Here is a 17,965-nt window from a genome sequence, read left to right as displayed (position 1 = left end):
GAGAAACCATGAGCACCATCGCAGTCTTCGAACCGGCCCTGTGCTGCAACACCGGCGTGTGCGGCGACGACGTGGACCGGAACCTCGTCACCTTCACGGCCGACATGCAGTGGCTGAAGGATCAGGGTGCCACCATCACCCGCCACAACCTCGCCAACGATCCGCTGGCCTTCGCGCACAATCCCGGCGTCAAGCGCTTCCTCGAGGTCGCCGGCTCCGCCGGTCTGCCGCTCGTGCTCGTCGACTACGTCACCGTGCTCACCGGTCGCTACCCCGATCGGACCCAGCTCGCCGCGTGGGCGGGACTCGACACCGCGCAGGCGCCCGTCGGCGCGACGATGCTGAATCTCGATGCCTGCTGCACGCCCGGCGACGCCACCTGCTGCTGAGCTGCCGAGGACGAGGAGAGCACCGGATGACCACCCCCACGTTCCTGAACGACCCGCCGCGGTTCGTGTTCTTCACCGGCAAGGGCGGGGTCGGCAAGACCTCCATCGCCTGTGCGAGCGCGCTGAGTCTCGCCGGTGCCGGGAAGAAGGTGCTGCTGGTCTCGACGGACCCCGCCTCGAACGTCGGCCAGGTCTTCGGCCTCACGATCGGCAATGCGCTCACCGCAATTCCCGCGGTGCCGGGCCTGTCGGCGCTCGAGATCGATCCCGAGCAGGCCGCCGACGCCTACCGTGAACGCATCGTCGGACCGGTGCGGGGATTGCTGCCCGACGCGGAGATCGCCTCGATCACCGAGCAGCTCTCCGGTTCGTGCACCACCGAGGTCGCGTCGTTCGACGAGTTCACCTCCCTGCTGACCGACGCCGACGGCGAGATCGCGTCATTCGACCACGTGCTGTTCGACACCGCCCCGACCGGCCACACCATCCGGCTGCTGCAGCTGCCCGGGAACTGGACCGAGTTCCTCGAGGCGGGCAAGGGCGACGCGTCGTGCCTCGGACCGCTCGCCGGGCTCGACAAGCAGAAGGCCATGTACGCCGCCGCGGTCGACGCCCTGGCGGACCCGCAGCGCACCCGGCTCGTGCTCGTCGCCCGCGCCACCTGCTCCGCTCTCGCGGAGATCGACCGCACCCACGGCGAACTCGCCGCGCTCGGGCTGAGCCGCCAGCACGTCGTCGTCAACGGCGTCCTGCCGGCGCCGTCCGGCGACACGGACCCTCTCGCCCTCGCGATCCACCGCCGCGAACAGGCCGCGTTGGCGGGCATGCCGGTGGCGCTGAAACCCCTGCCGCTGGACCTGATCGAGCTCAAGGCCGCGAACATGATCGGTCTCGAGGCCCTCGGGACGCTGTTCGAGACAGCCGACGCCGGCACGGACCTCCTTCCGGAGATCGGCGCGGTGCCGGACGTCGCGGATGCACCGCTGCGCGCCCTGATCGACGAGATCGAGCGGGACGGGCACGGTCTCGTGATGTGCATGGGCAAGGGCGGGGTCGGGAAGACCACGGTCGCCGCGGCCGTCGCCGTGGCCCTGGCCGAACGCGGGCACGAGGTCCACCTGACCACCACCGACCCCGCCGCACACCTGACCGAGACCCTGCACGGCGACGTCGAACACCTCCACATCTCGCGCATCGATCCCGCCGAGGCCACCCGTGCCTACCGTGAGCGGGTGATGACCACCAAGGGTGCGCACCTCGACGAGCAGGGCCGGGCGACCCTCGCCGAGGATCTGCGTTCCCCGTGCACCGAGGAAGTGGCGGTTTTTCAAGCATTCTCGCGAGTGGTCCAGGAGTCGCGGCGCAAGTTCGTCGTCGTCGACACCGCGCCCACCGGCCACACCCTGCTGCTGCTCGACGCCACCGGGTCCTACCACCGCGACGTCACCCGGCAGCTGGGCCCGGGTCTGCACGCCGTCACCCCGATGATGCGCCTGCAGGACCCGGCTTCGACGAAGGTCCTGTTGATCACCCTCGCCGAGACCACTCCCGTGCTCGAGGCTGCGGGGCTCCAGGCCGACCTCGAACGTGCCGGTATCCACCCCTGGGCGTGGGTGATCGAGAACTCCGTGGCCGCCGCCGCGCCCACCGCGCCGCTGCTGCGCCGCCGCGCCGTCGCCGAACTCGAACAGATCGACAAGGTCCGCACCGAACTCGCCGAGCGCCACGCGGTCGTGCCGCTACTGGCGACCGAACCGGTCGGAGTGCCGGCGCTCCGCGCGCTCGGCGAAGTGTCCGCCCCGGTCCCCGTCCAGTAGGGCGCGGCCACGAAACGCACGGTCCCGCCCCGGTATCCGGGGCGGGACCGCGTGCGTGGGACCGGATCAGGCGCCGGCGGCCTCGAGGCCGGTGGTGAGGTCGGTGAGGATGTCGTCGATGTTCTCGATGCCGACGGCGAGGCGGACCTGGCCGGGGGTGACGCCGGCGGCGAGTTGTTCGGCGGCGGTGAGTTGGGAGTGGGTGGTGGAGGCGGGGTGGATGACCAGCGAGCGCACGTCGCCGATGTTGGCGACGTGGCTGTGCAGGGTCAGCGCGTTGACGAACTGCTTGCCGGCGTCGATGCCGCCGGCGAGTTCGAAGGTGACGATGGCGCCGGCGCCGCGGGGGGCGAGGTGCCGGGCGCGGTCGTGCCAGGGCGAGGAGGGCAGGCCGGCGTAGGCGACGGCGGTGACCTCGGGGCGGCGGTCGAGGAATTCGGCGACGCGCTCGGCGTTGGCGACGTGGCGTTCCATGCGCAGGCTCAGGGTCTCGAGGCCCTGGGCGATGAGGAAGGCGTTGAACGGGGAGACCGCGGCGCCGAGGTCGCGCAGCAGTTGCACGCGGGCCTTGAGGGCGTAGGCGGGGGCGCCGAGGTCGGCGTAGACCACGCCGTGGTAGCTGGGGTCGGGGGTGGTGAACTGGGGGTGGCGGGGGGCGCCGTCGGGGCCGGTGCCGGTCCAGTCGAAGGTGCCGCCGTCGACGAGGACCCCGGCGATGGCGGTGCCGTGGCCGCCGAGGTATTTGGTGGCCGAGTGCACGACGATGTCGGCGCCGTGTTCGAGGGGGCGGATCAGGTAGGGGGTGGCGACGGTGTTGTCGACGATCAGCGGCAGGTGGTGGGCGTGGGCGACGGCGGCGATGCCGGGGATGTCGAGCAGGTGGTTCTTGGGGTTGGCGATGGTTTCGCCGTAGAGGGCGCGGGTGGTGGGGCGGATCGCGGCGCGCCACTGGTCGAGGTCGTCGGGGTCGTCGACGAAGGTGACCTCGATGCCGAGGCGGGGCAGGGTGTAGTGCAGCAGGTTGTAGGTGCCGCCGTAGAGGTAGGGGCTGGCGACGATGTGGTCGCCGGCGGCGGCGAGGTTGAGGAGGGCGTAGGTTTCGGCGGCCTGGCCGGAGGCGAGGAGCAGGGCGGCGACCCCGCCTTCGAGGGCGGCGATGCGTTGTTCGACCGCGTCCTGGGTGGGGTTCATGATGCGGGTGTAGATGTTGCCGGGTTCGGTCAGGCCGAACAGGGCGGCGGCGTGGTCGGTGTTGTCGAAGGTGTAGCTGGTGGTCTGGTAGATCGGCAGGGCGCGGGCGCGGGTGTCGCCGCCGGCGGGCTGTCCCGCGTGGATCTGCTTGGTCTCGAAGCTCCAGGAAGCTGCGGGATCGATGGGGGTTTCGCTCATGGGGTTGCTGCTCCGTTGTTCGTTCGACAATCGTCTCGGGGTGACGTGACGGTTCCCGCACGGGACGAGACACGGGGACGTCACGTCGGTTGCGCGATCGGGATGCCCGGTACGGGCGAGGATCGGGTGCGGCCGGTCAGACGGCCGGACACCCGCGCATACACATGCGCACGGCGTGGCAGCGGGCGGAGGGCCCCGGCATTGCCTGTATCAGTGTCCGGCTCACGCGCCCGACACTATCTGCTGTGCGAGGTGCCGACCAGCGCTCCCCGGAATTCATGCGATCTCGACGACGGTCCGCACCGGGGTGGGATTGCGGGTCAGATCGAGGACGGGGCAGTGGGCGTCCACCGCTTCCTGCAGTTCGAGGTAGCGTTCGCGCGGCTCCGGTCCGGACAGAGTGACGGCGACCCGCACCTCTCCGAATCCGGGGCGGACGTCGTCGAAGCCGAAGAACCCGCGCACGTCCAGGTCGCCCTCGGCGCGCGCAGAGATGTCGTCGACGCTGATCCCGAGTTTGTCCGCCCAGACGCGGTAGGTCACGACCTGGCAGGACAGCAGCGAGGCCAAGTAGTACTCGACGGGGTTCGGCGCGGTGTTCTCCCCGCCGAGAGCCGGCGGTTCGTCGACCTCCACGCTGAACCTGCCGAGGGCGACGGTGCTGGCGACGGCGTCGTGCCCGTGCGCTTCGGCTCGGAAGACGGCGTGGGCCCTGGTGTGGTCCTCGGCGATGGCGTCACGGTTCGTGTCTACGACCGCGCGCAGGTCGGTGGATGGGGCAGTGCTCATGAATGTGATTCCTCGACAGTCGGTTCGGGGGAAGGGACCGGCCTACGGGCACGGACATGTGGACGTCGCCGTGCGGGCGAAGTCGATGTGTCGGCGACGGGTCAGCAGGAGCACGGCGCAGACGGTAACCAATTCCAGACCGTAAAGCTAGGGATAAGTGCGTGTGTTCCGCGGCTCAGTGTGTGCACCCTGCGGACGTGAGCTCGGCGAGCTGGGCGACCACGTCCCGGGCGGTGCCGCCGGTCGAGAACACCCGTCGCTGCCGGACGGACCCGTTGCCGCAGCCGAGTACGGCGTGCAGACCCTCGCGCGCCTGCTGGTAGCTGCCGAGATCCTCGAGGGCCGGCCGGACGTGCTCGATCATCGCCCGGAGCAGGTGTACCGCCGGGCGGCGGGCGGTCGAGGGCAGGTCGATGCCGTCGCCGGGCAGGCCGTCGCGGGCCGCGCGCCAGTACGCGGCCCGCAGTACTTCGGAGGAGAAGGCCACGGCGGTGCGGCCGGCATCGAGATCGCGCAGAGCGGTGAGCACCAGGGCGCGAACGAGGACAGCGACGAGGACCGTCTCGGCGACGGTCACGGGGACGTCGCACACCCGCACCTCGACGGTAGGGAAATTGGCCGACGGACGGACGTCCCAGTAGACCATCGCCTTGTCGAGGATGCTGCCGCACTCCAGCATGGCGGCGACGGTGTTGTCGTACTCCTCCACCGACGAGAAGTACGGTGGCGGACCGGCACTCGGCCAGCGCGACCACAGGATCGAGCGCCAGCTCGCGTACCCGGTGTCCACTCCCCGGTGGATCGGGGAGTTGGCCGACAGTGACAGCAGGGCGGGCAGCCACGGCCGGAGGTGATTGCTCACCTGCACGGCGGTGGCTCGGTCCGGCACGGCCACGTGCACATGGCAGCCGCAGATGCCCTGTTCGCGGGCCAGCATGCCGAAGTGACGTTCCATCCGCAGGTACCGCGGCTTCTCCGTGACCGGAAGCTCGCGGGACCCGACGACCGGGACACCCACCGCCACCAGCCGGGAGCCGCAGCGGCGGGCGGCCTCGGCGACGAGGGACCGCCGGGTGGACAGGTCGGCGTGCAGTTCGTGGGCGTCGTGGCAGACCCCCGACGCCGTCTCGACCTGGCACCGGTCGAGTTCGTACTGCAGTTCCACTCCGAGGACGCGGGCCTGCTCGACGACGTCGGAGTTGTTGACGGCGGGTTCTCCGGTTTCCGCGTCGACGAGGAGGAATTCCTCCTCGACCCCCACCGTGGGCAGGTCGGACGATGTGGACATGGTGCTCCCGGGCAGGGCTCGCGGTTCCTACCTGAATTCTGCGCCGCCAGTGACGGTGCTGCAGCATTTGCGCGCATCCGGCTTGCCGGATCGGTGCGCCGGCGACAAGATTCCGTGGACGAGGCCCGGCGGGCGGTCCGGCCGAGTAGGGTCGATTTCCGAACCGAGGAGGCGTGGTGAACGAATCGACATCGGTTCCCGGAGGGTCGTGGCCGCGATTGCGCACGGCCGACTGGGCCGCGACTCGGGACACCCTGCACATGTGGTTGCAGATCGTCGGCAAGATCCGGCTCGCCCACGCGCCGATGGTCAACCACTGGTGGCAGGCGACGCTGTACGTCACGCCTCGTGGGCTGGGCACCTCGTCGATCCCCTACCGGCACAACGCGTTCGACCTCGAGTTCGACTTCTGCGAGCACCTCCTGCGTATCCGCTCGAGCGACGGCGGCAGCCGCTCCGTCCCGCTCGCTGCGCAGTCGGTGGCGGACTTCCACGGACGCGTTCTCGGCGCCCTCGACGAGCTGGGCATCCCCACCCGGATCCAGGGCACCCCCAACGAGGTGGATCCGGCGATCCCGTTCGCGCAGGACAACGAGCACAACACGTACGACCCCGATGCGGCCCACCTCTTCTGGCGGCAACTGCTCGCGGCCGATCGCGTCCTGCACAGATTCCGAGGGGAATTCCTCGGCAAGGTCAGTCCGGTGCACTTCTTCTGGGGCGCGATGGATCTCGCCTGCACGCGCTTCTCCGGGCGAACCGCGCCGCCCCACCCCGGAGGCATCCCCAACTGCGCCGACTGGGTGATGACCGAGGCCTATTCGCACGAACTCAGCAGCTGCGGATTCTGGCCCGGGGGCGCGGACGAAGGCGCCTTCTATTCCTATGCCTATCCGGCGCCGGAGGGTTTCGCCGAGCATCCGGTGCGTCCGGACGCCGCGTACTACTCCGCCGAGCTGGGGGAGTTCCTGCTGCCGTACGAGGCGGTGCGCACCGCGGCCGACCCCGATGCGGAACTACTGCGGTTCCTGCGCAGCACCTACGAGGCGGCCGCCGATCTCGGCCGCTGGGAGCGAGACGATCTCGAGCGGCCGACCGGATGAGGGTGCGTACCGGGGACCCCGAACGACCAGGTCGCGCGAGACCCCTCGACCTCGCGCGACCTCGGACGTGACGACTCAGAGCAGGTGGACTTTCTTGTAGAGAATCTTCGACGGTCCACCGATCAGGCCGACGCTGTCGAGGAACGTCATGAGCTTGGCGCCGGACTTGCGCACACGGTCGTGGTAGTGGGTGTTGTTCGCGGCCTCGGCGAGTGCGCGGTCGCGGTCGAGTCCCGCGTTGCTGTACACGTCGGGATGGATCATGCTCTTGACCACGAAGTACACGGTCACCGCGGTGTTGATCCGCTCGAACTGCAGGCGGGCGCGGCTCGCCCCGGCCAGCCGGCGGGCGACCTCCTCGCGGGCGAACCGGATGTGCCGGGCCTCTTCGAGGACGTGGATCTTGCTGACCGTGCGGGTGACCGGCTGGACGCGTTCGTCGCGCATGAAGTCGCGCTGCATCATGTCCAGGATCTCCTCCGCGGCCATGACGCTCGCGTAGGCGTTGGCCCCGCGGAAGAATCCGCCCCACACCCGGCCGAGGCGGTGGATGTAGCGGGCCGGGCCGTAGTCCGGCATGCCGAGGCGTTCCCCGGCCCGGCCGAACATGACGGAGTGGCGGCACTCGTCGGCGACCTCGGTGAGGGCGAACTGGACGTGGCGGGAGTGCTTGTCACGGTTGTAGACGTCGCGCAGCAGCATCTGCATGAGCAGGATCTCGAACCACAAGCCCACGCTCGAGACGCTCGCGGCCTCGTGCTTGGTCAGTTCGATGCGCTGTTCCTCGGTCATCTCGTCCCACAGCGCGGTGCCGTACAGCGTGCTCCACTCGGGGGTCATGCCGTACTTGTCGGTGGGGACGGGGGCCTCCCAGTCGACCTCCACCGTCGGGTCGTAGGACTTGCGGGCCGACGAGGCGAGCAGGCGCTGCGCCGTCTCCTCGCGCTCGGACAGCGGGACGCCGGGGACGAAGCCCTTGCTCTCGGCTTCCGACGGGCGGGTGAGCGATGCGGTCATGTCTCCACCTTTTTAGTGTGACGACTGGTAACTGTTAATCCGAGGTTACCGCGACAGCCGTCGACGCACAACAGGTCGTGGCCGCCCGCCATGCACACCACACCGCTCCGGCCGGCACCACCACCCCGCGCGCCCAGCTCACCTGCTGCATTCCGTGCAGGAATGCACCGCGAGCAACCGCCTCGAACTCGGGTCCGCGTGGACCGGCGGCCTCGGCGACGACCGCGGCAGCGAGCGGGTCCGAGGTGATCGCACTGCTTGCCGGGTCCGGGACAGCTCGTGACCGGCACGATCCGGTCGGAACGAGCCGCTTTCAGCGAGGTCGACAGTGCCCGGCGCGCTCTACGGGATGGCGGTCACCACGGGGCCGACGTAGTAGTACGGCGCACCCGTGCCGATGCACTGGATGAACACTCGGGTGCCGGGGGTGTATCGGAAGAACATCGGGTTCGGTCCGGTCTCGAACTTGTAGAAGTCCGGTATCACCTGTAGGTACGGCGGCTCGAGACTCCACCCCTCGCACTCCCACGTTTCTCCCGGGGCCAGGTCCATGCGGATGATCCCGCCGGGCTCGGGTGTGGCGACCGGCGGAGTCGCGGACGCCGGGCCGACGGCCAGCAGCATGAGCGCTGCCGCCGCAGCTACCGGCCCGGCACCTCGGGTGTTTCCGAGTCGGAGGTTTCTCATGAGAAACCCTCCTCTGGTCGGATCTGGGGGGCAGGTTCAGCAGTGGTTGTGGAATGTGCCAGCCGGATCAGCAGACCGCCGAGCAAGTGGCCTTGCTTCCCGAGCGCTCCGAAGCGGTGGATCACCGCGAGGTCGCGTTTGTACCGGGTGCCGGTGCTGCCGCAGACTCGCTCGGCTGCGGCAACCCTCCGAGCAAGTTCCGTGCGCCGCACGATCGCCGCGAGGATTTCGGCGTCGATGTTGTCGATTTCGTGGTGCAGCTCGCCGAACTCGATCGTGATCGATCGGTTGTTCGATTCGAGGGATGCAAGCGGATTCATCTTCGGCTCCTGGCGACAATCGGGTATCGAGCCCGGGGTTTCGGTGGTACACCGCGCAGTCGAGACCCTGTGTGGGGGCTGGGTCAGCCACGCAAGCGCCGGGCTCACCGGAATCTTCTGCATCATCGAGCTCCGTCGACTGCGCAGCTGATCGCCTACCACAATCTGCCGGGGCCGCTACCTGCGGTAGGCACCCCAGGGTGCCAATTCCCACCCCCCGGGGGGTGCTTGCGGGTGGGTCGGGACGAACCGTGCCGGTGGTCGCGGACCGGGCGAGTGCATGCTGCCGCGTGGAACCTGTCGAGGTGGGGCGGGTGAGGCATCCGTGGCATCGGCGATCGCGGCGCCCTCGCTCATGACGGCCTCGCCGGGCCGGGCTACACCGCCGACCCCAGGTCGGGGAAGGAGAAGGCGTTGTCGACACGCGGCACACCGGCGCGGGTGTGGGCACCGGCGGGTCGAGCACGGCGGGATGGATCGGCTCGGGGCGGCCACCACGGCGCGAGGCGCGTTCTCGGTCACGGTAGTAAGGGCGACGCTGTTCGGCACTGCGACTGGGCGGTCCCTGCCGGTGGCTCTTCCACGCCCGCCGTCGACGCGCACGGTCAGCGCACTGACCGCGGCCCAGCGAGAGCCGATTCCCGCAGGGACTCGCCCAGCCCGATCCGCGCATGTAGCCGGCGCAGCGGTCCCGGTGCCCACCAGTTGTATTCGCCGGCCACTTGCATGAATGCCGGCACCAGCACACCGCGCACGAGGGTGGCGTCGATCAACACGGCGAGAGCTGTGCCGATCCCGAACATCTGCAGGAACGACAGCCCGGTCGAGAAGGACAGCAAGGTCACGGAGAGCAGGGCGGCGGCGCTGCTCACGATCCGCCCGACGCGACCCAGGCCGTCGATGGTCGCCTCGGTGAGGCTCGCCCCACCGTCGCGCGCCTCCTTGATCCGGCTCAGCAGGAAGATCTCGTAGTCCACCGACAGACTGAATGCGATGCAGCACACCAGCACCACCATGCCGATGGTCAGTGGTGCGGGTGTCACGCCGGTGATCGCGGTCAGGTGCCCGTCCTGGAACAACAACACCATCACCCCGGTCACCGCGACGAGCACGCACACGTTGAGCAGCAACGCCTTGATCGGCACGATCACGCTGCCGGTGAACAGGAACAACAGCACGAAGGTCGACGCGGCCAGCAGTGTCAGCGCCAACGGCAGCCGCGCGGTGATTGCGGAATTGCTGTCGATCAGCGTCGCCGTCGGACCACCGACGGCGAAGTGGTTCTCGGTCACCGTCGGCAGCGTCCGGATCCGGCGCACCAGGTCCTGGGCCGATTCCGAGTGTGCCTCCGCCGTCGGTTCGACCAGGATGTACCCCGCGTCGCCGGCGGTGAAGCGCGCGCTGTGCGGGCCCGGACCGGCCACCGGCATCCCGTGTCGGTAGCGGCCGAAGGCACCGTCCACCCGAGCCACCTCGTCGAGCGCGGACACCTCGCGGGCCACTCGCTCGAGCGCCGCCGCGTCGTCGCGCGCTACCACGGTCGCCGCGTCCGAGCTGTCGGCGGCGTAGTCGTCCCGGATCGCGGTAGTGACCTCACGCGCGGGCGAATCCGCCGGCAGGGCCCGCGCGTCCGGGGTTGCGAACTGCGCATGCAGGGCTGGGGTGCCCAGCAACAGCAACAGCACCAGCACCGGCAGTGCGGCCCGTACCGGTCGGCGCATCACTGCCGCCGCGGTGCGACGCCAGAACGGCGAATCCGTCGCCAGACGGTCGCGGCGGCGCCGCACCGTCAACGAGTCGATTCGCCCACCGAGCAATGCCAGGATCGCCGGCAGCACCACCACCGCGCTCACCGCCGCCGTCCCCACCACCACCATCGCCGCGAGCCCGACCGACCGCAGGAAGTAGAGGGGGAACACGAGCATTCCACCCATCGCCACCGTCACGGTGGCCGCGCTGAACAAGATGGTGCGGCCGGCCGTCGCAACCGACTCGATCACCGCTTCCCGCGGCAGTTTTCCAGCGGCCCGCTCCTCACGGAACCGAGACACCAGCAGCAACCCGAAGTCGATAGCCAGGCCGAGTCCGAACGCCGTGGCCACAGTCAGGGCGTAGACGGACACGTCGGTGATCTTGGCCAGCACGAACAGCACCAGCATCGTCGCCAGAATCGAAACCACGCCCAGGCTCAGCGGCAGCAGCGCCGCCACCACGCTGCCGAACGCGACGATCAGCAACAGCAGCGTCGCAGGCAGCGCGATCGATTCGGCCAACTTCAGGTCCTGTGCCACCTGGGTCTCGAGGGCGTCGGTCAGCCCCAGCCTGCCACCGGCCGCCACCCGCACCGCCGGGTCCTCGGCGGGCAGCGCCGCGAGGATCGCCGTGGTGTGCCGTGCAGCCTGTTCCGCGCTGCCGCCGACGTGCAGCAGCACCAGCGCCGACCGGCTGTCGGCGCTGCGCAGATCCGGCAGCTGCGTCGTCCAGTAGGAGCCGACCACGGTCACTTCCGGCTCCGCCGCGATCCGCCGCTCGAGCCGCTGCGCCGCCACCATCACCTCAGGATTGTTCACGTCGCCGGAGCGGGCGGTGACCTGAAGTATCAGGTTCGGTGTCGAGCCGCCGAAGCGCTCGTCGAGGAAGCTTTCGGCCAGGGATGATTCCGAGTCGGGGTCGTTGAAACCGCCGACCTTCAGTTCGGCGGAGACCCCCGTGCCGAGTACACCGGCGAGCACCATGAACGTCAGTGCGATGGCGAGAACTCGGCGCGGATGGTCGACGATGCGGGTAGCGAGCTGTGTCAGCATGGCGCCGTACCACGGGGGACCGGTCGTCGGACCGAACGGTCCTGCGCATGCCGCGGGCCCAACACGTCGAGCATGATCGGCCGGCGCGGTCCGGTGGCGATGTTGTGCGGGACCGACACCGGCGGTCGACGGCGTCGGTCCCGTTCCGGCAGGGCCAGCCGGACCCGCGACAGGATGGTCGCCAGCACGATCGGCATCTCGTAATCCGCAAGGGCGGACCCGATGCACCGTCGATGCGCCCCGCCGAACGGTGCGAACTCGAACGGGCTGTAACGCCGTCCGACGAAGCGCCCGGGATCGAACCGGTCGGGCCGCTCCCAGACGCCCGGATGCGAATGCAGAAGCGGCAAGGCGATACCGACCGTCGCGCCCGGGGCTACCGGGACGCCACGCACGTGCAGCGGCCCGGTCAGCCGACGCAGCACGATCGGCACCGGCGGATGCAACCGCAGCGTCTCGTTGCACACCGCGGTGAGGTACGGCAATCGCGCGAGTTGCTCGGGTGTGGCCGTCGAGCCCAGGTTCCGCACCTCGGCCATCACCCGCGCGCGGACGTCGGGGTGGCGGTGCAGATGGAACAACGCCCAGCACACCGAGGTCGCGGTGGTCTCGTGGCCGGCGACCAGCAATGTGCGCAGTTCCTCGCGCAGTTCGGCATCGTCCATCCGCGACCCGTCGTCGTAGGTGGCGGTGAGCAACATGCTCAGGATGTCCGGCCGGCCGTCCTCGGGTCCGGCGCGCCGGCGCGCGATGTCTTCGGTCAGCAGCGCATCGAACTCGTCGCGGGCGCGGACGAACCGGTCCCAGGGGGCGCGTCCGAACATGCCGTGGCGCAGCAGCGGAACCAGCATCAGCGGACCGGTATAGGCGGCGAGGAAGTCGGCGACCACCCGCGTGTATGCGGCCGACCTGTCGGCGTCGGAGAGCCCGAACACTGCCTCCAGGATCACGCGCAGGGTGATGGCCCGCAGGGCAGCCCGCGAGTCGACGGTGCGTCCCGGAGTCCAGTCGGCGATCTCGTCCAGCGTCGAATCGCGGATGATCTCGCCGTACGCCCGCATCCGTTCCCCGTGCAACGGCGGGGTCAGCAATTTCCGTTCCCGGCGGTGCCGCTCTCCGGATATCAGAATCAGCGACGAATCCCCGACCATCGGCGCAATCGGATTCGGTGTCGGGGGTTCCACCAGATCGACGGGCGCACGGAAGATGTCGCGGGCACCCTCGGGATGGCCGGTGAACAGGATCGGTGCAAAGCCGGGAAACCGGACCTCGAACGGGTCGCCGTCACGGTCCCGCCGCCACCGGAAGTATCGATCGGGATCGGCGCCGGCGGTGACGGTGCGAACGGCTCCGCGTCCGGCCGCACGGATCCGCGCAGCGCGCGGCCGCATCGTGGACATACGCAGACCTCACAGCTTTCGCAGTGTCCGCAGCACCGCGCGGCCGGCAGCGCGGTCGCCCACCGCGATGCGGGCACTGCCGTCGGCGTAGGACTTGGCCACGATGCCGGCTCGCTGCAGCGCCGGTGCGGTGCGCGGCCCGCCCAGGAAGAGGAAATTGGCGTGGCTGCGGGGCACCTGCACCCCGTTCTGCCGCAACGCGTCCCGCAGCAGCTCGCGCTCGGCGGTGATCCGCGTGACCCGGGCTCGCAGTTCGTCCTCTGCCGCGTAGGAGGCGGTGACCGCCGCCACCGCCGCACAGCTCATTCCGAACGGTAGCTGCCAGCGTCGCACCCGTGCCGCCAACTCGCGTCCCCCGAAGGCGTACCCGATGCGCAGCCCGGCCAGTCCGAACGCCTTCGAAAACGTCCGTAACACGAGCACATTGGGGTAGCGACGAACGAGGCCGAGCACGTCGACCGCATCGGCGTCGTCGACGAACTCGACGTAGGCCTCGTCGAGGATCACCACCACCCGCGGTGGGATCGAGGCGAGGAACACCTCCAGGTCGACCGCGGAGACCAGAGTGCCGGTCGGGTTGTGCGGGCGGCACACCACTACCAGCCCGGTCCGGTCGTCGACGATCTCGCTCAGGGCGCCCAGATCCTGCCGCCCCGCCCGGTCCAGCGGCACCGTCACCGCCTCGATTCCCATCATGTCGGCCATGATCGGGTAGCCGTCGAACGTGGGCGTCGCGAACGCCATGGTTTCGCCGTCGCCCAGCACGGCCTGCATGATCTGCATCGCGACCCCGGTGGCGCCCGCGCCGACCACCACCTGCGGCGGATCCACGCCGAGTCGTTCGGCGATGATCTGCGGTAGCCGCTGTGGCAGGAACTCCGGATACCGATTGGCCTGGGCCATCTGTTCGTGCAGCGCCGCCAGCACGGACGGTAATGGGGGGAACGGGTTTTCGCTCAGCCCGAGCTCGAAGTGGCGTGCCGGTCGACTCCCGCCACCCGCCACTGGTGTCGTCATCTCTGTGGTCTTGCCGGTCATGGTGTCGGCCCCGCTCCCCATCGGACGGCGGCGGCACCGGCGAAGTCGCCGGCGTGGGCGAATCCGGCCAGCAGCACCAACGATCCGTTGCCGATGCGCCCCTCCCGATTGGCGGTGTCCAGCGTCACCGGGATCCCGGCGCCGAACAGGTTTCCGCACTCGTCGAAGGTGTCCGGGTGCTTTTCCGGGGGCAGCTGCATGGCCTCGCGCCAGTTCCGCAGGAACAGCCGATTGGGTTGGTTGGTGACGAAGGTGTCGATCTCGCCGGACTGCACCCCGATCCGATCGCACACCGCCAGCGACACCTCCGGAACCAGCCGGTTGCCGCGGGCGAACACCTTGGTGATCTTGGACTCGGTGAATCCCACGCACACCTGGCCGGGTCCCGATTCCCAGTACTTGCGGTCGGAGACCGGGACTGTTTCGAAGGTCATGTCCCCACCGAACTCCGGGTAGGTGCGGCAGTCGATGCCCAGGATCGGCGCGTCGTCGGATTTGGTCAGCAGGCCGACCCCGCAGCCGTCGCCGGGGACCGAAGCGTGCGCCAGCCCGCGGATCTCGGTCTGGGTGAAGACCTGTCCCGCACTGTTCTGAACCGTGGCGATCAATGCCGTGGTCGCGTCGGTGCTGCGCAGGATGGTCCGCGCGAGTGCCATCATGTGCACGAACGACGCGCAGCCGCCGTTGTGCACGTCGATCACCCAGTCCGGGCGCAGCCCCAACCGTCGGGCGACCTCCGGGCCGCAGCCGAGCACCGGGTTGTCGGGCAGTTGGGTGTGGGTGAGCAGCACATCCACGTTGGAAATTGTGTCCGGGCCGTGCCTGTCGATCAGCGGCGCGACCGCCCGCTCCACCATGTCCACCGCGGTCTCGTCACGGGCCACGTGGTGCCGATACCTCGGTGCGCGGAACATGACGTTCTTCGCCATCCGGTCCGAACGTGAGAACTGGGTGAAATACTCGGTGGGAACTCGGTTCTCCGGTAGATAGCCGGCAACGTCGATCAGGCTGACCGCAGGCAGGGACGCTGTCGTCGGCGCGTGCGCTGTCATGCTCATTTCATCCACTCCGGCTTGATCGGTAGACCGTGTGCGGCGCGGTACTCGCAGATGGCCTTGAGGTTGTCCATTTCCAACTGATGTCCGGCGGAGAACATGTCCCAGAAGTCGCCGACCCACACCGGGCGGTTCGCCGGCGCCGTCTCCGGGTAGGGGTTCTCGTCGTAGAACGGGTGGTGGCAGTTGGTCCACAGCACCACCGATCCGGGGGTGTTCAGCACCACTTCCGCGTCGACCACCCGCATCAGATAGATCATCCACAGGTGTCGGCCCTGGTCCCAGGCGCAGTGGTAATCCACCGTCATCGCGTCGGGGTTCGCGACGGTGCGGACAAAGCATTTCGTCTGGTCGCCGAGCCGGTCGTAAGAGAGCCACAGCCCGGGCTCGTCGGTCTCGGTGAACCCGCGCAGGCTGTAGGTCCACTCCTCCAGGCATCGGGTGTCCGCCAGGTACTCGTACACCTCACGCGGCGGTGCCGCGATGTAGGCGTTGATCGGACAGAACTGGCCGAACACCTGCTCGTGGGGGTACACCGACCGCAGCATGTCCATGATGATCGGTGTGGTGGCATCCTTGTCGGAATTCTCGATCCGCAGCACACCGGGGATCGAATCCTCGGCGATGTCGCTCAGGGCGGGAAGGCTGATGGTCATGACTTGTCTCCTGGAATCAAGGTCGGGTCAGGAACGGCAGGAACGGTGGTATCTCGTCGGGATCGCAGTCCACCGCAATGAAGGACGGGCCTTCGGCGTGTGCACTGTGTGCCAGCGCGTCGGTCAGTTCGCTGACACTTCGGGCGGCGAATGCCGGCAGCGTCGGGAACATCGCCGCGATGCCCTCGCCGAGCAGAGTCGGCCGGAAGCGGTTGAAGCTGTATCGGTCGCGGTAGAACAGTTGCTCGCGGGTCACGCACATGGCGTGCGCGTTGTTGTTGAACACGATGAAAGTCACCGGCAGGTCGTGCTCGATCGCGGTGTGCATCTCCAGGCCGTGCATGAAGAACGCGCCGTCACCGGCGATGACGAACGTCCTTCTGTTCCGCGCGAACGCCGAACCGATCCCCGCGCCGAAACTGTAGCCCATGCCACCCATCCCGAGGGCGACCACGAACCGCCCGCCCCGCGGCACCGACAGATGATGCACCACGGATGCGCCCGTGTTCCCGGCGTCGGCGAACACGTCCGATCCCGCCGGCAGCATCGCCGCGATCGCCTCCACTGCCTCGCGGTAGCGCAGCCCCGGTCCCGAGGAGTCCGGCACCTCCAGCGTCGTCAGGGCCTGCGGGCCTACCGGTTCCGGTTCGTCGTCGGCCTCGAACATTGCCGCGAGCTCGGCCAGTGTCGACCGGAGGTCCCTGCTCACCGCGTGCACTGTGGGCGGATAGGGTGGTTCGGCACCGATGCTGGCCACCGGCACCCCGGCGAGCGCACCGTCGAGTCCGGCCCGCGCGGTCATCGGCATCCGGGTGCCCACCAACAGGCACAACGCCGAATGCTCCACGGCGTCGACGAGTTCGGCGTGGCCCATCGTGCCCGCGACCCCGCAGAATCCGTGCTCGTCGGTGGCGTAGCAGTCCTTCGCATCCGGTGCGACTCCGACCGCCGCATCCAACGCGACGGCCAATTCTCGCACCTGCGCACGGGCGTCGTTGCGCGCAACCTGGTCACCGACGACGAGCACGATCTTGCCTGTTCGTTGGGCCGCGGCGACCATCTCGGCGATCCGGGCCAGCCCGACGTGATCGTGAACCACCTGGGGTGTCGGCGGGGTGAACCGGGACACCGTCACGGATGCTTGCTGAATGTCTTTGGGCAGCAGCAACACCGCCGGACCGCCCTGCAGCGCCGAGGACACCGCTCGCTTCAGGTGCTCGGCGATGTCCTCGGGCTGGTCGATCCGTGCGCAGTAGCGGGAGATCTCGAAGAACAACCGCGCCGCGTCGATCGAACCCGCTCGGCCGCTGGAATCCTGGAATGCCCCCTCGCCCTCCGACGCGGTCGGTGGCTGGCCGACCAAGGCCAGCACCGGCACCCGCGAGGTGTAGGACTCGGCCAGCCCGGCGACCAGGTTCATCGCGCCACCGCCCGACGTTGCGGCGACGACGCCGAGCCCGCTCGTCGAGCGGGCGTACCCGTCGGCCATGGTGGCCGCGGAGAACTCGTGCTTGGCCACCACTCCGGTGACGTCCACGTCGGCATCGAAGACCGCATCGTAGAGGTCCTCGATGTTGGCGCCGTCCACCCCGAAGATGTTCCGCACGCCCAGCGCGGCCACGGCCTCGACCAGGTAATCGACGACTCGGCGCTGTTCGCGTCCATGACTTCGATCGCTCGCTACCATCGTGTGCTCTTTCCGGGACTCCGGTCCCTCGGGTGCTTGCCGCTCCCTGCGGTTGTCGCTGGTCGGCTCGGTCACCACCGCGGGTGTGCCGGGGCGACCCGGGGTGGGCGGGAGGGCAGGCCCCGAGTCTCCGGACCTACCCGAAATTCCTCCGTCGTCACGCGTCGTCGGTGTGCAGCTGATCGCCTACCACGATCGGCCGGAGCCGCTACCTGCAGTAGGAACCCCAGGGTGCAAATCACTACCCCGAGGGGGAGGGGTTGCGGGTAGGTCGGGACGAACCGTGCCGGTGGCGGCCGGACCGGAGAAGGGGGGCCCACCGCATTCCCCATGTCCGGGTGTGCTGAGTCGAGGGTGGCCGGACCAGTGCCGGAGTCGCTCAGTTCGGATTCCGAGCGGGGCTGTGCCGGGGGCGACTCGATCCCGTTCGGGACGACCGGGAGTGGCCGTCATTCGCCACCGCAGGGAGCGCCGACGCGTGACACGCCCCGGGACGGTGACCCCGGACTTCGGGCCGGCGCAGCAC

15 protein-coding genes are annotated in these 17,965 nt (G+C 69.2%); 3 read left to right on the top strand and 12 right to left on the bottom strand.

Going from position 1 to position 17,965, the window contains the following annotated elements; all coding sequences use genetic code 11:
* Positions 1–8 precede the first annotated feature (8 nt).
* The gene (gene arsD, locus AC2IPW_RS22235) at positions 9–389 is read left to right on the top strand and encodes an arsenite efflux transporter metallochaperone ArsD (protein WP_486375705.1); all 381 of its coding nucleotides are present in this window, start codon (positions 9–11) and stop codon (positions 387–389) included.
* 26 nt (positions 390–415) lie between these two features.
* A complete protein-coding gene (arsA, locus tag AC2IPW_RS22230) occupies positions 416–2,206 on the top strand; it encodes an arsenical pump-driving ATPase (RefSeq protein WP_486375704.1) in 1,791 nt (596 codons plus the stop codon).
* A gap of 66 nt (positions 2,207–2,272) precedes the next feature.
* Here arsA and AC2IPW_RS22225 read toward each other — a convergent pair whose 3' ends face one another.
* The 3 genes from AC2IPW_RS22225 to AC2IPW_RS22215 form a co-directional block, all read right to left on the bottom strand.
* Positions 2,273–3,595, bottom strand: a complete 1,323-nt coding sequence (locus AC2IPW_RS22225) for a bifunctional o-acetylhomoserine/o-acetylserine sulfhydrylase (RefSeq protein ID WP_486375703.1) — start codon at positions 3,593–3,595, stop codon at positions 2,273–2,275.
* Positions 3,596–3,871: 276 nt separating this feature from the next.
* A complete protein-coding gene (locus AC2IPW_RS22220) occupies positions 3,872–4,384 on the bottom strand; it encodes an OsmC family protein (RefSeq protein ID WP_054373745.1) in 513 nt (170 codons plus the stop codon).
* A 175-nt stretch (positions 4,385–4,559) separates the two neighbouring features.
* A complete protein-coding gene (locus tag AC2IPW_RS22215) occupies positions 4,560–5,672 on the bottom strand; it encodes a carboxylate-amine ligase (protein ID WP_486375702.1) in 1,113 nt (370 codons plus the stop codon).
* A 176-nt stretch (positions 5,673–5,848) separates the two neighbouring features.
* Here AC2IPW_RS22215 and AC2IPW_RS22210 point away from each other — a divergent pair, with 176 nt between their 5' ends.
* Positions 5,849–6,775: a DUF5996 family protein gene (locus tag AC2IPW_RS22210; protein ID WP_416062011.1), complete on the top strand. Its 927-nt coding sequence runs from the start codon at positions 5,849–5,851 to the stop codon at positions 6,773–6,775.
* A 75-nt stretch (positions 6,776–6,850) separates the two neighbouring features.
* On the opposite strand, the gene AC2IPW_RS22205 is transcribed toward AC2IPW_RS22210, so the two are convergent.
* The 9 genes from AC2IPW_RS22205 to AC2IPW_RS22165 form a co-directional block, all read right to left on the bottom strand.
* Positions 6,851–7,792: an AurF N-oxygenase family protein gene (locus tag AC2IPW_RS22205; protein ID WP_165037528.1), complete on the bottom strand. Its 942-nt coding sequence runs from the start codon at positions 7,790–7,792 to the stop codon at positions 6,851–6,853.
* Between the two features lie 342 nt (positions 7,793–8,134).
* Positions 8,135–8,479, bottom strand: a complete 345-nt coding sequence (locus AC2IPW_RS22200) for a hypothetical protein (protein ID WP_152975411.1) — start codon at positions 8,477–8,479, stop codon at positions 8,135–8,137.
* On the bottom strand, positions 8,476–8,799 hold the full coding sequence (locus AC2IPW_RS22195) for a chorismate mutase (RefSeq protein WP_416062009.1): 324 nt from the start codon (positions 8,797–8,799) through the stop codon (positions 8,476–8,478). Before AC2IPW_RS22195 ends, AC2IPW_RS22200 begins: the two co-directional genes overlap by 4 nt.
* A gap of 605 nt (positions 8,800–9,404) precedes the next feature.
* Entirely contained in the window at positions 9,405–11,603 is a 2,199-nt protein-coding gene (locus AC2IPW_RS22190) for an MMPL family transporter (RefSeq protein ID WP_486375701.1), read from the bottom strand.
* Complete coding sequence (locus tag AC2IPW_RS22185) at positions 11,597–13,003, bottom strand: cytochrome P450 (RefSeq protein ID WP_003934876.1); 1,407 nt, start codon at positions 13,001–13,003, stop codon at positions 11,597–11,599. Before AC2IPW_RS22185 ends, AC2IPW_RS22190 begins: the two co-directional genes overlap by 7 nt.
* Before the next feature lie 9 nt (positions 13,004–13,012).
* On the bottom strand, positions 13,013–14,020 hold the full coding sequence (locus AC2IPW_RS22180) for a pyridoxal phosphate-dependent aminotransferase (RefSeq protein ID WP_054373798.1): 1,008 nt from the start codon (positions 14,018–14,020) through the stop codon (positions 13,013–13,015).
* A gap of 17 nt (positions 14,021–14,037) precedes the next feature.
* Complete coding sequence (locus AC2IPW_RS22175; protein ID WP_054373761.1) at positions 14,038–15,093, bottom strand: 3-oxoacyl-[acyl-carrier-protein] synthase III C-terminal domain-containing protein; 1,056 nt, start codon at positions 15,091–15,093, stop codon at positions 14,038–14,040.
* 2 nt (positions 15,094–15,095) lie between these two features.
* The gene (locus AC2IPW_RS22170; protein ID WP_003934873.1) at positions 15,096–15,752 is read right to left on the bottom strand and encodes a hypothetical protein; all 657 of its coding nucleotides are present in this window, start codon (positions 15,750–15,752) and stop codon (positions 15,096–15,098) included.
* Between the two features lie 16 nt (positions 15,753–15,768).
* Positions 15,769–17,439 carry a thiamine pyrophosphate-binding protein gene (locus AC2IPW_RS22165; protein ID WP_486375700.1) on the bottom strand — a complete coding sequence of 557 codons (1,671 nt, stop codon included), beginning with the start codon at positions 17,437–17,439 and terminating at the stop codon, positions 15,769–15,771.
* Positions 17,440–17,965: the final 526 nt, after the last annotated feature.

It is taken from the genome of Rhodococcus sp. NS-SX18 (assembly GCF_057367935.1).
The sequence above is the reverse complement of the archived record's forward strand: the minus strand, read 5'-3'. Positions and strand labels throughout refer to the sequence as shown.

Bases quoted from the DNA above. Each gene is read 5' to 3' on its own strand.
- AC2IPW_RS22165 (WP_486375700.1), bottom strand. From the start codon at position 17,439: ATGGTAGCGAGCGATCGAAGTCATGGACGCGAACAGCGCCGAGTCGTC.
- AC2IPW_RS22215 (WP_486375702.1), bottom strand. From the start codon at position 5,672: ATGTCCACATCGTCCGACCTGCCCACGGTGGGGGTCGAGGAGGAATTC.
- AC2IPW_RS22200 (WP_152975411.1), bottom strand. From the start codon at position 8,479: ATGAGAAACCTCCGACTCGGAAACACCCGAGGTGCCGGGCCGGTAGCT.
- AC2IPW_RS22195 (WP_416062009.1), bottom strand. From the start codon at position 8,799: ATGAATCCGCTTGCATCCCTCGAATCGAACAACCGATCGATCACGATC.
- AC2IPW_RS22225 (WP_486375703.1), bottom strand. From the start codon at position 3,595: ATGAGCGAAACCCCCATCGATCCCGCAGCTTCCTGGAGCTTCGAGACC.
- AC2IPW_RS22185 (WP_003934876.1), bottom strand. From the start codon at position 13,003: ATGTCCACGATGCGGCCGCGCGCTGCGCGGATCCGTGCGGCCGGACGC.
- arsA (WP_486375704.1), top strand. From the start codon at position 416: ATGACCACCCCCACGTTCCTGAACGACCCGCCGCGGTTCGTGTTCTTC.
- AC2IPW_RS22180 (WP_054373798.1), bottom strand. From the start codon at position 14,020: ATGACGACACCAGTGGCGGGTGGCGGGAGTCGACCGGCACGCCACTTC.
- AC2IPW_RS22190 (WP_486375701.1), bottom strand. From the start codon at position 11,603: ATGCTGACACAGCTCGCTACCCGCATCGTCGACCATCCGCGCCGAGTT.
- AC2IPW_RS22220 (WP_054373745.1), bottom strand. From the start codon at position 4,384: ATGAGCACTGCCCCATCCACCGACCTGCGCGCGGTCGTAGACACGAAC.
- AC2IPW_RS22175 (WP_054373761.1), bottom strand. From the start codon at position 15,093: ATGACAGCGCACGCGCCGACGACAGCGTCCCTGCCTGCGGTCAGCCTG.
- AC2IPW_RS22205 (WP_165037528.1), bottom strand. From the start codon at position 7,792: ATGACCGCATCGCTCACCCGCCCGTCGGAAGCCGAGAGCAAGGGCTTC.
- AC2IPW_RS22170 (WP_003934873.1), bottom strand. From the start codon at position 15,752: ATGACCATCAGCCTTCCCGCCCTGAGCGACATCGCCGAGGATTCGATC.
- arsD (WP_486375705.1), top strand. From the start codon at position 9: ATGAGCACCATCGCAGTCTTCGAACCGGCCCTGTGCTGCAACACCGGC.